Source organism: Corallococcus terminator (assembly GCF_049194865.1).
In the GTDB taxonomy this organism is placed as follows: Bacteria; Myxococcota; Myxococcia; order Myxococcales; family Myxococcaceae; genus Myxococcus; species Myxococcus terminator_A.
On record NZ_JBLZWL010000050.1, the window covers coordinates 82,643 to 98,663 of the forward strand.

A 16,021-nucleotide genomic window follows, 5' to 3' on the forward strand; every position below is an offset into this window, starting at 1 on the left:
CGCTTTCACGGGTGCGTATGGATTCCCTGGTGGAGCTCAAGGTCGAGGGCAGCCAGGGCTACGACCGCAAGCTCCTCTGGCGGGGTCGCCGCAGCCAATGGACGGGAGCGTGGGGCGCCCGAGCCTGGCTTCAATCCGTCTTGAGCTTTCCAGGTGGGAAGCGCCGCACGGGCTGCTCCGGCTCCTTGAAGCGGCGGCGGAGCGTGGACATCTCGACCACGCGCGGCGGCTCGGGTTCGCTGATTCTCTGCTGCTCGACCTCGTAGGCGGAGACGTCGAAGCTCAGGTAGAACCGGGTCCACTTGGGCTTGCGATAGGCGAACACGGGCGATCTGGCCAGCTCCACCTCCGGGTAGTGGAACGGCTGGTAGGCGATGCCATAGTTGAACGCCACGTCCATCACCTCGTGAAAGGTATGGATGGGAGTCTTGCCGCGATTATACAGCCGCCTCCAATAGGCGAAGATGGCGTAGACAAGCGCCGTGTTCTGCGCATTGTTGGAGCCAGCCCAGTCCGCCATTTCCAGGAGGCGGGCGGTCGTCATGGAGCGGCCAGCCATGATGGGCGCGGAGAACAAGCGCGCCGTCACCGTGTCGGGGTCTTCCTCCGCGCGGGTTCCCACGTTGCGCCGCCCCTTGGCCCGGATGTCGACGACGGGCTCGTTGTCCTCCAAGAGCACGTCCAGGCGCTCTTGCTTCTTCGTGAGCCGTGACTCCTGGCGGGAGGAGTTGCGCTCCAGTCGACCCATGCGGGCGAGCGCCAGGCGCTCGTTGCCGTCCTCTCGCGAGGAGTCAATCATGTCCTGCCGGCCACGCCGCTCCTTGGTCACCGCGATGCGGGTGTCCACCAGTCCCTTCTGGAGCTTCTGTATCTGCCCTTCATTCTTCCCTGTCTTTCGAACGACGCGCATGAGCCCCTGGGAGGTGAGCTGCGTCGCCCGATAGGCCTGGGGGCGGGGGTCGGGCAGCGTGTCTCCCACCACGGAGCCCGTCCCACCCGCTCGGGTGCTGCTCAACTGCTCCATCATGTCGTGGAGCATCATGATGTTCTGCTCGAAGGTGCCCTCCTCATACTCGGTGAGGGGCTGATGGAAGAAGTCCTCCCACTTCGACTGGAGTTTGTAGCTGCCCTTGGGGAGCGCTCGCTGAATCGTGAAGGCCAGCCGCGTGTAGGATGGAAGGACCTGCTCGAGCTTCTTGTAGATGAGCTTTCGGAGCTCGCTCAGCTTTCCGTTGATGAATGGGTCTTTGATGACGTAGTCGGCGATGGCCACCTCCCGCTCGAGGTTGGCCAGGGTTCCGGGATGCGTCTCATGCGCCAACGCCACCGCCAGCTCCGCGATGCTCTCGTACTGGCGCCACTCCGCCGGGCTTTGGCTGCTGCCGAACAGGGTGGACACCTTCTCGCCGCTGCTCTCGACCCAGGCCTCGAGCTTGGCCTCGAGGAGCTCCGGGTACTGCCGCGCCCACTCCCAGAGGCGCTTCTCGCGGGCGGCGAAGGCGATGGACGGGAACGGCGCGTCGAAGGCGTCGAGGGACTCGAGCTCCTTCATGACCCGCACCATCGTGGACTTGATGTCGTCGCGGGTGAGCTCCTTCGACTTGACTATCACGTAGGGCTGGATGATTCGTGCCGCCTGCCGTGAGAGCGGACGGGCGCGTCGCCAGTCCTGCCGGGAGCAACTCCAGGCCCCCTCGGCGACCGCCGCCCCCATCGCATCGGCTTCGTCCTCCAGGGCCTTGTCCAGCACCAGCCCTCGCGCGTGAGGCCCCTCGTGGCGACCGACACGTTGCTGAAGGACATGGGTCAGCTCATGCCCCAGCAGCCGCTGTCCCTCGGAGGTGAAGGGCTGGTACCGGCCGGGCCGGAAGTACAAGTCATTGCCATGGGCCAGGGCCTCGGCGCCCAGGAGGGCTGGAGCCTGGCTGATGTGGACGCGCACGTCGGAGAAGCTGGCGCCGAAGAATCGCTCCAGCTTGCGTCGGACCTCGTAGGGGAGCTCCTGTGCGAGGGGCACGTCTTGACCTGTAGGCATACGCGGCTCGTTGGTGGGGGTCCAACTCGTGTCAATGCTCGTTGGACACTGGGCCTGTCGAGGCCAGTGCACCGCATATGCCATTAGGGTGTAATTCGGTTCTCCCGTGGGTTTCTGGGAGAGGAGTCCTACCCGAGAGGGCCGCTTCGTTCTCCTGGAACGCGATGGCGTCCTGGTGGGACGCCGCGTGTCTGGGGTTGTGCCCCTGGGGCAGACAGGGCCCCGAAGTGGGGGCCGGTGGACGACCCGGCCCCCTTCCTCGACAGGTGTCGTTCCTACTTGTGGTCCTCTTTGAACTCCTTCAGCTCCTGCTCCGCGCTCTCCAGGTTCTCCGACGCCTTGTCGATCTTCTTCTGGAGTGCCTGGTCCTCGGCCGCCAGCTCATTGATGCGCTGGTGGACGTAGTCCATGCGCGCCTCGTCCTTCAGGGTCTGGTTCGCCTCGTCGAGGTAGCTCTCCAGCTCCTGGTGCAGGTTGGACTGTTGCTGCTGCATCTCCTGGATGGCCTCCCGGATGAAGCGGGCCCGCGACTGGGCCACCGGCTCGCTGAAGAGGGGGTTGGTGCCGTTGATGCACCCGCCGATGAACTTCACGACCTTGAGGGCGGAGTTGCCCTTGCGGACGGTGGACACCACCGGGTTGTTCAGGAACCGCTTGCCCAGGTCGTACCCGGCCTTCACGCCCGAGACGATTTTCGGTCCACCGACGCGCACGCCCGCGGCGATGGCGACGGGGGCGCCGACACTCACCCCATTGCCGACGGCGTCACCGTGGGTCAACGGCTTCTCCTCGGTGCCCGTCGGGTCCACCAGGTCCAGCGGACGGTTGCTCACGTAGCTGTAGAGGTTGCACTCCACGGGGCTGGCGCGGCACTTCTCCAGGTCCTCGAGGAACAGCGGGTCCGGCGTCGTGAAGCGGTTGATGCGAGCGTCGTAGTCGCGAACGCCCATGCGCACGAAGCCCAGGTCCGCGTCATAGGCCTTCTCCACGTAGTCCAGCGCCGCCGCGCCCGTGGGGTGCGTCCCCCGGTCTCCGAAGGGAGAAGCAATCCTTGGCGTGCCGTCCGAGTCCGCCATCACCGTGCCCCGGCGGTCGGTGGACAGCAGTCGGAACGTCCCGTTCTGGAGCGCCCCCACCAGCTGCGAGTCCACGCGCACCGGCTGGGTGATGCCCGTTGCATCCAGGTACGCTCCGCCCTCCAGGTAGGCCGCCAGCGGCGTCCCCGAGGCATCGCGCTTGAGCAGGCGCTCGCCGTCCTCGTCGTACACGAAGCTCCAGGACTGCGTGCCCTTGGTCGCGGTGGCCACCTGACCGTCCGGCCCGTACGTGAGGCTCAGGTCATCCCGGCCCACCGTGCGGCCCAGCCCGTCCATCGTGTACGTCACGCCCCCGACCACCAGCGTGTTGGCGCCCGTGACGAGGCTGCGCGAGCCCGCCGCGTCGGAGATGTGCGTGGACAGTCCCAGCGCGTCGAAGCCGTAGTCATATGCGTGCTGCGCGTCCTGGGCGGAGGCCAGGAAGCCCTGGGGTGAATAGCCGTACTGGCGCACGAGCGTCGTGCCACCGAAGCCCATCACCTCGCTGCCGGTGAGGCCCCGCGCATTCAGCTTCCAGGCGATGCCGGAGCTCCACGCGGGCGTGGTGTGCAGCAGGGTGGTGCGCTGCCGGGTGAGGGCGTCGTAGCCCATCTCCACGGACGTCCCACCGCCGAAGTCCACCTTCGCCGTCTTGCCCAGGCCGTTGTACTGCACGCTGGCCCAGGGCTGGCCGTTGCGCGTCAGGGCGCTCATCCGGCCCCAGGCATCCCACGCGTAGCCGAGCGTCGTCGTGGACAGGACCGCGCCGCCGGCATCCTTCACCCGCGTCACCTCCTGGCTCACCTCGCCGCCCTCCGCGTACGTCAGCTCGCTCTCCACCGTGCGCCAGCCGCTCAGCTGGAGCGTCGACTTCGTCAGCGTGCCGTCCGTCCGGTACTCCATCCGCTTGGTGTACCCGTCACCCGACGTGGCGGTGAGCAGGCCCGGCACGCTCGTGTTGGCGGGCGCGGCCGGCGAGGCGCCGTCGTAGTAGAGCTGGTACGACTTCACTCCGCCCGTGGCGCTCGTGTGGGTGATGCCGGTGCGGCGGCCAATGCCGTCGTACTGGTAGCTCTCGCCTCGGACCAGCGTGTTGCCCGGCGTGCGGAACTGCTTGGCGGACACCAGCCACGTCCCGAGCGAGTACTGGAAGTCCACGTTCGCCACGCCGTCGCGCTCCACGCGGCCGACGCGGCCATACGCGTCATACGCCAGGCGGTGGCCCTGGCTGTCCGGCATCGTCACGCCCCGCAGGCGTCCCAGCGCGTCGTAGGTGTACGAGTACGCGAAGCCCAGCTCGTCCTCGTACCGCGTCAGCCGCTTCGCCGCGTCCATGAACTGGCGACGCGTCTGCGCTCCGTTCTCCTGCGTCTCGACGACAAGCCGTCCGCCCTCCAGGACCCAGGACGTCGCCAGGGTCTGCTGGACGTCGACGTGGTGGCGCAGCACCTTCTCCACGTCGTAGCCGAAGACGGCGGTGCGCACGCTCGACGTCTGCTCGATTCCGCCCAGCAGCGTGGCGTAGTCCAGGGCCGCCATGTCCGTGTTGGCCGGCAGGTTCGGACGCACGTAGCGCGTCTTCTCGCGCTGCTGGCGGCTGTGCAGCGTCAGTCCATCCACCACCCAGCCCTCGGGGATGAGGCGCGTCCTGGCCACGTCCTCGCCGGCCGCGGTGGAGTACTCCTCCGTGTAGCGCCGGGCGTTGCCGCCCGCGTCCACCAGCGCCGTCGCGGCGATGCCCGCGGGCCGCGTGGCCGTGGCGAACCGGTAGCTGAGCGTCTCGTTGGGATTCACCTCGCTCGCGACACCGAGCGAGTCCCACCGCTTCGCCAGCCGCTCCATCCCGTCGTAGCGGAAGCGCTCCACGTGGGCGCTCGCGCCGCGCCGCGTGGTCAACGTCAGGAGCCCGTCATGCAGCGGGTGACGCTCGGTGACCTCCAGCGCCACGCCGTCGGGCTGGGTGACCTTGGAGAGCAGCAGGCGGCCCGGGGCGTACTCGAACGTCGTGGTGCCCCGGCCGGGCTCGCTCACCGTCTTCACGGTGAAGTCAGACGCGTAGCTCACCGTCTGGAGCGGCATGGCGCCTTGCGGTCCCTGCGCCACCACGCTCTGCACCAGTCCGACGGTGTTGCGGGTGATGACGCCCTGGTAGGAGAAGTCCAGCGCGGGCTGCGGGTGCGTGCCCGCATACGTCACGTTGGCGGGCAGGCAGTGCAGGTGCTTGACGAGCGCCGGCAGGCTGGCGCGTCCCAGCGTGGTGGTGAGCGTGCCCCACGGGGTGGCGCGCACCTGTTGCTGGGGGCACACGCCATCGAAGGACACCGTCTTCGTCGACTCGGTGAGCGTCAGCGCTGGCAGGCTCGCGTCGCGGAAGCCCTGGCCCTCCTCCTTCAGGCGCTTGAACGTGAGGCCCTGGTGCGTGGCGTCCTCGTACTCGCGGAAGGACACCTCGCGGACCTGGGGCGTGAGCGCGTCCGTACGCGTGTCGGAGAGGAGCAGGCCGGCGAAGTCGTCTCCGTTGAGGAAGTTGACCGCGTGGCTTTCTTGAGGAGCGGTGCGCACGACGCTGTCGAAGCCGACGAGGAAGCCGCCCTGCGAGTGGTAGTTGGCTCCGAAGTACTGGTACCCGTAGGTGATGGTGTCGTAGCCCGAGGACGCCGACGTCAGCGACGCGAGCACCGGCTGCCGGAAGCGGGCTCCGGGCGCGGCGGGCAGGCGGGTGTAGGTGAAGCCCAGCACGGTGCCCTTGCCGTCGTCCGCGGACTTGAGCAGCCCTGTCTCGGGCCCGTCCAGCGACGTGCTGTAGGCGTCCGAGCCCTTCGTCACGGTGAGGCTGGTGTTGCCGCTGCCCGCGAAGTCGCCCTGGGTCAGCGCGCTCGTTGTCCCGTTGAAGAAGGTGAGCGCGGGGACGGTGACTTCGCGGAACTCGCTGCCGTTGTTGACGAAGAGCAGGGCGAGGCCCGGCTTCGACAACAGCACGTCCGACAGGCCGTCGCGATTCACGTCCACGAACATGGCGGAGTAGGTGGCGAGCTGCGCCAGGCTGACGCCCGTCTTCGTCAGCACGGGGAACAGCTTGCTGGAGGCCGAATCGAACGCGAACCTGCCGGTGCCCGGCCACACGTGCAGGCCGTTGGAGAGGCGCGCGACGATGTCCGGGATGCTGTCGCCGTTCATGTCGTGGACCCACGTCGCCGTCGCCGACACGCTGGGCGTCAGCGTCCCGTTGACGTTGGCGCCGAAGCTGGTGCCGGGCGCCACGCCGCTGGTGTTGGGGCGCACCTGGAAGCCGCCCGGGACGACGCGGATGAAGTCCGGCTGCTGGTCGCTGTCCAGGTCCACGAAGCGGGTGTGCGGGCCCAACTGCCACGCTCCCGCCAGGGACTGCTGGGACAGCAGCGTGCCCGCGCGGTCGCACACGCGGATATCCGTGGTGGAGCCGCTGGGGTTGGTGATGGCGACGACCTCGGGCTTGAGCTGGTTGGGGCGCAGGCGCGCCAGCAGCCGAGGCTCGTTGCTCACGTTGGCGGTGGGACGGCACACCGACTGCGTGCCGGCGTTGGCCGGAGGCAGGGCCTCGGCGCGGAAGCCCGAGTCCTCCTGGACGTAGAGCATCTGCGCCTGGGCATGCTCGAAGTCGAGCCGCCCGTCCTCGTCTTCATCCAGCAGCGTGGCGCGCCAGGGCTGGATGGCGTCCTGTCCCGCGGAGGCGAGCGTCGCGTCCAGCTTCGTCACGCGGGTGAAGCTGGCGGCGGCGAGTGCCTCCGCTGACGCGTGGTACGTGTACCGCGCCGTGGGCGCCACCGTCACGTTGGGCACGGTGCCGTAGGTCTGGTCCACCTGGGCCAGGTAGAAGGCCACGCCCTCCACGGGCTCGGTGAATGAGAGCAGGTACTGCCACCGCGCCTCGAAGAGGCCCGTGCTCGCGTTCTTCGCCTTCACCGACACAGAGGACACGCGCCGGTCCAATCGCAGCTTCTTGCTGGAGCGGAAGTCATCCACCGGCTTCGCCAGCGTCGAGTAGCCCAGGTCCACCTGGTACTGGAAGTCATTGCCGGTGCCGCCGTACTGCACCGTCGTCAGGAAGAGGCGGCCCGTCGCATTGGCCTCGTAGGTGAAGCGCGTCTTGCGGCCCGTCGCGCTCACCACCTCGCGCAGGGACCAGGAGTAGATGCCCTTGGCCGTGTTCACCAGCGCGCCGTCTCCGAAGGTCCACACGCTGCCATCGGGGTGGTACGCGGTGAGGGCCGTGGCGGACTGCTCCACGCGCACGGCGGGGTTCAGGTCCGCCGGATACCAGGCGCCGTCGGCGCCGCGCACGAGCCGGCCCCAGGGGCTGGAGAGGTCGTCCGTCGCGTAGTCCAAATCACCTCGGACGCGCCAGCGGCGGATCTCCAGCCTGGTCTGCCAGCCGTGTCCCCACTCGGACTGGCCCGCGTCGGAGGAGTAGGTGGGGAAGGGCGAGCCGAGCACCTCGCCGCGGTCCTTGGGAACGGTGAAGGGGGAGGCCAGCGCGAAGCCGCCGCGCGCCACGTCCGCCGCGCCGAAGGCCGTCTGCGCGTAGGTGCCGATGAGCGAGCCTCGCTGCGGCGCGGCGAGCTGGGGAGGCTGAATCTTCGCGTCCGTGAAGCCAGCGGGCTGCGCGAGCGCGAGGGGAGAGACGAGCAGGGCGGTGCCGCCCAGCATCCGTCGGAAGAGGGAAAACGGTTTCATGGTCCTACCTGATGGGTGAAGTGCTGACGACAGTTGAACTGCGAGACGACAGGGCGGCGGAGCGCGGGGCGTTCCCCACGTCGCTCCGCCACCCTCGAGGAACGAAAGAGGACTACTGGCAGACGGTGACGCCGGAGACCGGAGTCGCCAGCTCCAGCACGTCCACCTTCATCGTGATGACCAGCGCCGAGGCTTCGTCGAACAGGGAGGAGGGCACGTTGCCCAGCCGGATGTTGAAGGTGCCGAACGGTGACAGGCCATTGCCGGCGATGGCGGCGAACGGCTGCTGGAGGTCCTGCGCGAAGAGGGTCAGCACCTCGATGTCGTTGCCGAACAGGAGATGGGGCGCCCCGACGAGGAAGTCCTGGTTGAGCATCACGTAGTTCTTGAGGCCCGCCGTGGAGGGATGGGACAGCACGTCACCCCACCGCACGGGCACGGTCAGGCCCGCCTGGGAGTCCGCCGCGTTGGTGCTGCTGAAGGGACGGACGACCTGGATGCCCAGGTTCTTGATGATGGGCATGTGGTGCTGGCAGAGCAGCGCGCCGCCCTGGCCTCCCACGCTGTACAGGTCCTCCGGCGTGAGGGTGATGCTCACCTCGCCCGAGCCCTGCAGGAGCGTGTTCCACAGCGTCTCCGAGCGCTCCGCATTCGCCGCGTGCCACTGGGTGGGCATGCTGAACGCGGGGTTGGGGAAGGCGAAGGCAATCGCCACGTCCTTGGGCAGCTTGTCGGTGATGCGCGCCTGGGCCAGGGCTGTCTCGACGGCGGTGACGGCCGCGAGCGCCTTGTCGGCGAGCACCGTGAAGTCATCGGACCAGTTCGCCTGCAACAGCGCGTTGATGTCCGCGTTCGTCTTCAAGCTCACCAGCGAGTTGGGGTGGCGCAAATCCAACGTCGGGTAGAGGTACTCGGTGACGAGCCCCGTCAACGCGCGAGACTTGTCGCGCAGCTCCTCGCCATCCAGGTTGCGCAGGCGCCACAGCGGCAGCAGGCGCAGCAGCCGCGCCTGGTTGGCGCCATTCGTCAGGTCATCCGCCAGGGACTGGATGTCGAGCAGCTGGAGCTCAATCGCGCGCTCCACGGTGCGAAGTTGCACCAGCCGCTCCAGCCGGGCGAGCTCCTGGGTGACGAAGGTGACGAAGAGCGAGCTGAAGATGTCCGGCATGCCGCTCATCTGGCAGCCCGGGCACTCCACGCTGTACTGCTGGAGCAGTCGGGACTCGGCGGTCGCGCGCAGGGCCTCCAGCTCGGTGTTCGTCACGCGCCCCTGCTCCACGTGGGCCGGCGTCGCCCCGCGCAGCTCGGTCATCACCGTGGCCATGGCCTTGCCCAGCGCCCGGGCGGCTTCGCCGGTGGGCATCAGCCTCACGCTCTTCACGGTGAGCCGGTGGGACACGTCGTCCATGCAGGAGCCCACGTCGTTCACCACCAGGAAGTAGTCGCTGTCCGCCTCCACGATGACGCCCGTGTGCGGCGACTGGAGCACCTGCACGTCGCGGATGTGGTTGCGGCTGGTGCCACCCGGCGTCATCGCCACCAGCAGCAGGCTGCCCACCGGAGCGTCCGGGAAGGGCGTGTTCGGCAGGCGCAGGCCCATGGAGAAGCTCGCGGTGCTGCGCTCCTCGCTGCCGGAGTTCTCGTTGTACGTCCCTTCGATGCCCGTCGAGCTGTTCACGCAGGCCTCGGCCGACACGTAGGCCGTCGTCCCGTTGCCGAAGAACTCCGCGCCGGCCTCCGTCTTGACGCCCGCGCACAGCCGGGTCTCCACCGAGCTCTTCGAGAACATGGACAGGTTCGAGCTCTCGGCTTGATAGCCGCTGCCGGAGAAGATGACGGTGTAGCCCCCGGGGCCCGTGAGGGCCTTGCCGTTGCCCAGGTTGATGGCGGTCGGCGCGTTGCTGGTGGGGTGGGGCAGCAACGCTCCGGAGATGGCGCAGCTCGGCGTGTAGTCTCCAGACACCTCGAAGTTCAGCAGCTCGCCGCGCAGCGCGGGGATGCCGAAGGCCTGGGGACCGCCGGCGCCGCCCGGCCCCGACTGACGCACCGCGAGCGAGAGGATGTCGAAGGTCGCACCCGGAGCGTGGCGTGCCTCATCCGCGCCGATGCTGAGCACCTGCACCGGCCCGCGCTGGATGTCCGTGCCCAGGTTCGGCGACTCAATCTCCAGCGCGGTGTTGAACGCCGCCGCGAAGTCGTTGAACTGCGTCCGCTGCAGCTCCAGGTTGTCCTGGAGGCCGACCAGGTCCGCGTTGAGGGAGTAGAACTCGTTGAGCTTGCGCGCCAGCGTGGTCCGCACCGTCTTCTGGTTGGCGGCATTGGCCACCTCGCCGAGCACCTCGTTGATGAGCGCGGTGCGGTGCTGGGTGAACTCATTCAGGGCCGTGGTGAGCGCGCTCTTGCGCGTGGTCACCACGTCGTTGATGAAGTTGGCCTTGTACTCCTCGATGCCCGTCTTCAGCGTGTCGCGCGAGGTGCTGACGAAGAAGCCGGACTTGGCGTAGCTGCTGGAGTAGGCGTCCGCCTTCTCCACCATCTGTGCCCAGCGGGCCAGCGGAGCGGGCGCGCCCGCGGCGCCGCTCTTGAGCAGGGCGGGGCTGTACGTCGTCTCGCCCGTGGCGGAGAGCACGGCCTGGGTGAAGGTGACGTGGTTCGCGTGCAGCAGGCCGAACACCGCGACCCAGCCCGCGTGGTCTTCGCCGGCCGTGTTCAGCTTGTTGGCCGCCGCCATCGCCGCCTGGAGCGTGGTGGCCTCCGGCACGGCGCCGAACAGCGCCCACAGCTCGCCCGTCTCGGTGTCCACCGTGCCGCCACCGCAGCCCTTGAAGCGGCAGCCGAGGTCATGCAGGTAGCTGAAGTCCTCCATGCGCTGGAACAGGCCGCTGAAGCCGTCACCCAGCAGCATCAGCAGGGGAGGGCCGCTCATGGCGGGCGTCCCCGTCAGCGTCGCCTCCAGCACCGCCTGGTCCACCATCAGGCCCGCGTTGAGGGGCTGGGCGTGCAGCGGCAGGCCATTCACGTTGAGCAGGGCGTTCTCGTACGCGACCTTCCAGAACATGCCGAACGTCTCGCTGAGCTGCTTCATCAGCACCGGGCTGTTGAGGGCGCCGGGGAACATCTGCGCCTGCTGCACCGCGTACCAGTCGCTGATGGACTTCAGGTGGGTGCGCACGTCGTCCGCGTTGGGCACCTTGCGCTGGAGCGTGTCATTGGGGACGTCCTCGCGGCGCAAGTCGGAGAGGGTCCGCTCGTACAGCTTCACCCACATGGCATGGTACTTCTCGCGGTACACGTCGCCCTGGCAGGCGCCCGCGGGCACCGCCGCCGCCTGGGAGGCGAGGCCCACGCACCAGGCAACCTGGGAGCGGGCGGAGATGCCCGGGACGTGGGACGACGCGAAGCGGGTGCAGCTGTCCATCGCCGCGTTGAGGGCGGTCAGGCTGGTGCCGCAGCCGACCGTCGTCGGGGCGATGAAGCCCGCGCTGCAGGTGGTGTTGGCGCTCGGGTCGGACAGATACAGGCCTCGGATGAACTGGGCCTGGGCGGGCAGGAGCTGGTGGCCGTGCAGCTCGAAGAGGAGCTTCAGCCGGGAGACGACCTCGGTGCGCAGCTGCGCGCCTCCGGCTCCGGCGGGGAGTCCCGAGGCCAGGCCCTGCTGCACCAGACAGTCATACTTGGCGGTGACCTGGGCGACGGTGGCCTGGGCGGTGAGCGGCAGCTGGTCGCACGTGCGGCAGGACGGCTGCTGCACATAGAGGGGGGAGGCCTCGTAGTTCTTCGGGCTCATGGCGGCCCACTTCGTGGACGCGGCCTGCTTCACGGCGGACAGGGAGGTGCCGGCCGTGTGGTACAGCGGGTTCGCGTTGCATGCGGACACCACGTCATCGCCGAAGCTGTTGTGTCGGCACGTGGGGTAGATGGGCTTCGTCGTGTCGTCGCAGGAGTAGCTGCCCGTGGCGGCTCCGCAGGCCGCGTCCGCCTTGAGGATGTACGTGGGCCACTGGGTCAGCGTGTACGAGCAGGAGCCGGAGGAGGTCTCCAGCTCGCCGGCGCCGCTGTAGCTCTGGATGGTGACGAGGTTGCGGTCCGCGAGCGGGAGGCTGTTGCGCTTCGCGTTCGCCGCCGCGAGGCACTGGGTGGCGCAGTTGTAGCGAGTGACAGTCGTACAGATTTCGATTTCAGGCGTGTGCGGCTTGGGCCTGCAGATCTCCTCCGAGTAGGCGGAGCAGGAGGAGACCGTCACATTGAAGGACGTCGTCTTGCGGCTCTCGACGCCGAACTGGGGCAGGCGGCACGACGGATAGTTGTAGCAGGTCTTCTGCTGGTAGCCGGTGAGGGCGCCGCAGCTGCTGTTGGAGCCGGACTTGTTGCAGTCGAGCCCGTACTGCCAGGGCACCGCGCAGACATTGGATGGGTCTCCAGCCGAGGCCCAGGCCAGGCGCGTGTCATCACACGCGCCATTGAGCATCTGCGAGGCCGCCGACAGGGCCTCCACGTCGTTCACTTCCTCTTCGGGAGTCTCTCCGCAGGCCATCAGGGCAAGGAAGACTCCGAGACACCACGGGCTCAACGAACGCATGAAACACACTCCTCCCGTGGAGCACGCGCAGGTGCGCGGCTCCCGGGGCTCCGGGCGCTTCCAGGGCGCCCTTGGTCAGGGACTGTGAAGGGAACCGCGCGGGCCGTGCTCGGGGAGGAGCGAGGGCCCGCGGCGGTGTCGTGAAGGCTGTCGGGAGGGGAACGGAGCCCGCGCCGGATATTCCCGGGGATTATTCCGTCATGGATGCGGCGGGGAGCCCGGGACGCTCCTCACCAGACTTGAATCGGGGACAGCCTGGAGAGTGAGTCGCCAGCGCCAAGCTGGCCCGCGGAGTTGTTGCCGAAGCCCTTCATCGTGCCGTCCGCCGAGACGACGAGGGAGTGCTGGTCCGCGGCCAGAAGCGCCACGACAGCCGTCAATCCAGGCACCTGCGTGGGAACCAGTCTGTTGGTGGTGGTGCCATCCCCCAACTGTCCATTGCTGTTGAAGCCCCAGGTCCAGACGGTGCCGTCCGACTTCGCCGCAAGCGAGTGCTCATGGGTTCCCAGGGTCTTGACGCCCATGAGGCCCGGCACCTGCGTGGGAACCCGCCGGTCGGTGGTGGTGCCATCCCCCAACTGTCCATAGAAGTTGGAGCCCCAGGCCCAGACGGTGCCGTCCGCCTTGAGTGCCTGCGTGTGCTGGCCGCCGGCTCCCAGAGACACCACGCTGGTGAGGCCCGGCACCTGCGTGGGAACCCGTCTGTTGGTGGTGGTGCCATCCCCCAACTGACCATCGGCGTTGGAGCCCCAGGCCCAGACGGTGCCGTCCGCTTTCCGGGCGAGCGAGTGGCCTTGGTTCGCGGCCAGGGACACCACGCCCGAGAGGCCAGTCACCTGCGTGGGAACCAGCCTGTTGATGGTGGTGCCATCCCCCAACTGGCCATTGAAGTTGAAGCCCCAGGCCCAGACGGTGCCGTCCGCCTTCACCGCCAGCGAGTGGCTGGTGCCCGCAGCCAGCGCTACCACACCCGTGAGGCCCGGTACCTGCGTGGGAACCCGTCTGTTGGTGGTGGTGCCATCCCCCAACTGGCCATGGGAGTTGGAGCCCCAGGCCCAGACGGTGCCGTCCGCCTTCACCGCCAGGGAGTGGGTATAGCTCGCAGCCAGGGCTTCAACGCTGGTGAGGCCAGGCACCTGCGTGGGTGAACGTCTGGCAATGGTCGTCCCGTCGCCCACCTGGCCAAAACCATTGTTTCCCCAAGCCCAGACGGTGCCATCCGGTTTCCGAGCCAGGGAGTGACGGCCGCCTGCCAGGATGCGCCCCCCGATGAATTGAGAGGGAGTCGGAGCGTAGTGAGTGCCCGCGGCGCCATCCCCCAACTGGCCAAAGTGGTTGTTGCCCCAAGCCCAGGCGCTGCCGTCCGCTTTCACCACCAGCGAGGAGATTTCACCTGCGGACAGCGACACCACTCCAGTGAGGCCCGGTACCCGCGTGGGAGCCAGTCGGTCGGTGGTGGTGCCATCCCCCAACTGACCATCGGCGTTGGAGCCCCAGGCCCAGACGGTGCCGTCCGCCTGCACCGCCAGCGAGTGGTACGCGTTCGCCTTCAAGGAAACCACGCGGGTGATGGCCACCACCTGTGTCGGAACCAGTCTGTTGGTGGTGGTGCCGTCCCCCAACTGGCCATAGACGTTGGAGCCCCAGGCCCAGACGGTGCCATCCGCCTTCACAGCGAGCGAGTGGTACGAGCCCGCGGACAGCGCTACCACGCCCGTGAGGCCCGGCACTTGCGTGGGAACCCGCTGGTGGGTGGTGGTGCCATCTCCCAACTGACCATCGGAGTTGGAGCCCCAGGCCCAGACGGTGCCATCCGCCTTCACCGCGAGCGAGTGGCTGAAGCTCGCGGCCAGAGACACCACGCCCGTGAAGCCCGGCACCTGTGTGGGCACCGGTCGGCTGATGGTGGTGCCATCCCCCAACTGACCATCTAGGTTGGCGCCCCAGGCCCAGACGGTGCCATCCACCTTGACCGCCAGCGAGTGGGTGAAGTTCGCGGCCAGAGACACCACGCCCGTGAGGCCCGGCACCTGCGTGGGAGTCAGTCGGTCGGTGGTGGTCCCATCCCCCAACTGGCCAGCGACGTTGTAGCCCCAGGCCCAGATGGTGCCATCCGCCTTGACCGCCAGCGAGTGGTACATCCCCGCGGCCAGAGACACCACGCCCGTGAGGCCCGGCACCTGCGTGGGAGTCAGTCGGTCGGTGGTGGTGCCATCCCCCAACTGTCCATGGAAGTTGGAGCCCCAGGCCCAGACGGTGCCGTCCGGCTTCAACGTCAACGAATGCAACCGACTCGATGCCGCGACGCTCCTCTCGACCAGTCCCAGGGTCATCCGCGGCACCGCGTTGAGGGCAATGGAGCCATCGCCCAACTGTCCCTCCACGTTCTGGCCCCACGTCCACACGTCCCCGCCGACCACCAAGGCCACCGAGTGCTGCCCGCTGCCCGCCGCCACGGCGACCACGCCGCTCAGCCCCACTGCCTGGACGGGCACCAGCTTCTGCACCAGTGTCCCGTCGCCGAGCTGGCCTCGCGGGTTGGCGCCCCAGGCCCATACCGTCCCGTTCGACTTCAGGACGAGCGAGTGGAGTTCCGCCCCCAGCACGCCATCCACGCCGCCAAGTCCCGGCACCTGCATCGGCAGGGAGCGAGAAGTGGTGGTCCCATCGCCCAGTTGGCCGGAGGTATTGGCACCCCACGCCCACACGGTGCCGTCGGCCTTCCGTACGAGAGAGTGATTGCTGCCGGCCGACAACCCCGTCACGTTTCCGAGGCCTGGGACTCGCGCGGGGAGCGTCCGGAAGCCAGGGGTGTCATCGCCCAACTGGCCGTTGAGGTTGCTGCCCCACGTCCACACCGTGCCGTTGGCGTCGAGCGCGAGCGAGTGCGCATTGCCCGCGGCAATCGCTGTAATCGCGGGCAGGCCCTGCACCTGTACCGGGACCAGTCGCTGCGTCGTGGTGCCATCTCCGAGCCGACCCGAGCCATTGCTTCCCCAGGCCCAGACGGTGCCGTCCGACCTCAGCGCCAGCGAGTGCGAGAAGCCCGCGGCGGCCTTCACCACCTCCACCAGCGAAGGCACCGGCGCGGGCGCCTGACGCCCGGTGGTGGAGCCGTCGCCCAACTGGCCGCTGAGATTGTTGCCCCAGGCCCAGAGGGTGCCGTCCGACTTCATCGCGAGGGAGTGCTGGTCGCCGGCGCTCACGGCGCTGATATTCCACAGGCCCCAGGCCCGGACGGGCACACGTTGGTCCTGGAGGCCGCCATTGCCCAACTGCCCATACGCGTTGTCGCCCCAGGCCCAGACAGTTCCGTCTGAACGCACCGCGAGGGTGTGGTTGCGACCGGCGGCCACGAGACCCAGGCGGCTGGCTGTCTCGGCGGCGCTGACCGTCCCCAACTCGTCAAGTCCTGACGGTGTCGGGTCCTGGCAGCTGGAGACTCCCACCAACACGAACAATAACCAGATGGCCTTCAATGCGACGCCCGTGTATCGAGAATGTGGCTGCATGGACCCCTCCCTGTGTAATGACTTGTCGAGACAGTCGCCCAAACCTGTCTCGAGTGTCATTTACACTGTTGGTGAAGGGGGGCCGGCACAAATCATTTTCCCACGG

At 68.2% G+C, this 16,021-nt stretch carries 4 protein-coding genes; all 4 read right to left on the reverse strand.

Translation table 11 applies throughout. The features are described 5' to 3' along the window. Nucleotides 1-130: 130 nt before the first annotated feature. A complete protein-coding gene (locus tag ACN469_RS16845; protein WP_498769101.1) occupies nucleotides 131-2,035 on the reverse strand; it encodes an eCIS core domain-containing protein in 1,905 nt (634 codons plus the stop codon). Between the two features lie 275 nt (nucleotides 2,036-2,310). Beyond that, nucleotides 2,311-7,824: an RHS repeat-associated core domain-containing protein gene (locus ACN469_RS16850; protein WP_498769103.1), complete on the reverse strand. Its 5,514-nt coding sequence runs from the start codon at nucleotides 7,822-7,824 to the stop codon at nucleotides 2,311-2,313. Between the two features lie 112 nt (nucleotides 7,825-7,936). Beyond that, nucleotides 7,937-12,403, reverse strand: coding sequence for a hypothetical protein (locus ACN469_RS16855; protein ID WP_498769105.1), 4,467 nt, complete (start codon nucleotides 12,401-12,403; stop codon nucleotides 7,937-7,939). Nucleotides 12,404-12,633: 230 nt separating this feature from the next. Continuing rightward, nucleotides 12,634-15,915 carry an RCC1 domain-containing protein gene (locus ACN469_RS16860; protein WP_498769106.1) on the reverse strand — a complete coding sequence of 1,094 codons (3,282 nt, stop codon included), beginning with the start codon at nucleotides 15,913-15,915 and terminating at the stop codon, nucleotides 12,634-12,636. Nucleotides 15,916-16,021: the final 106 nt, after the last annotated feature.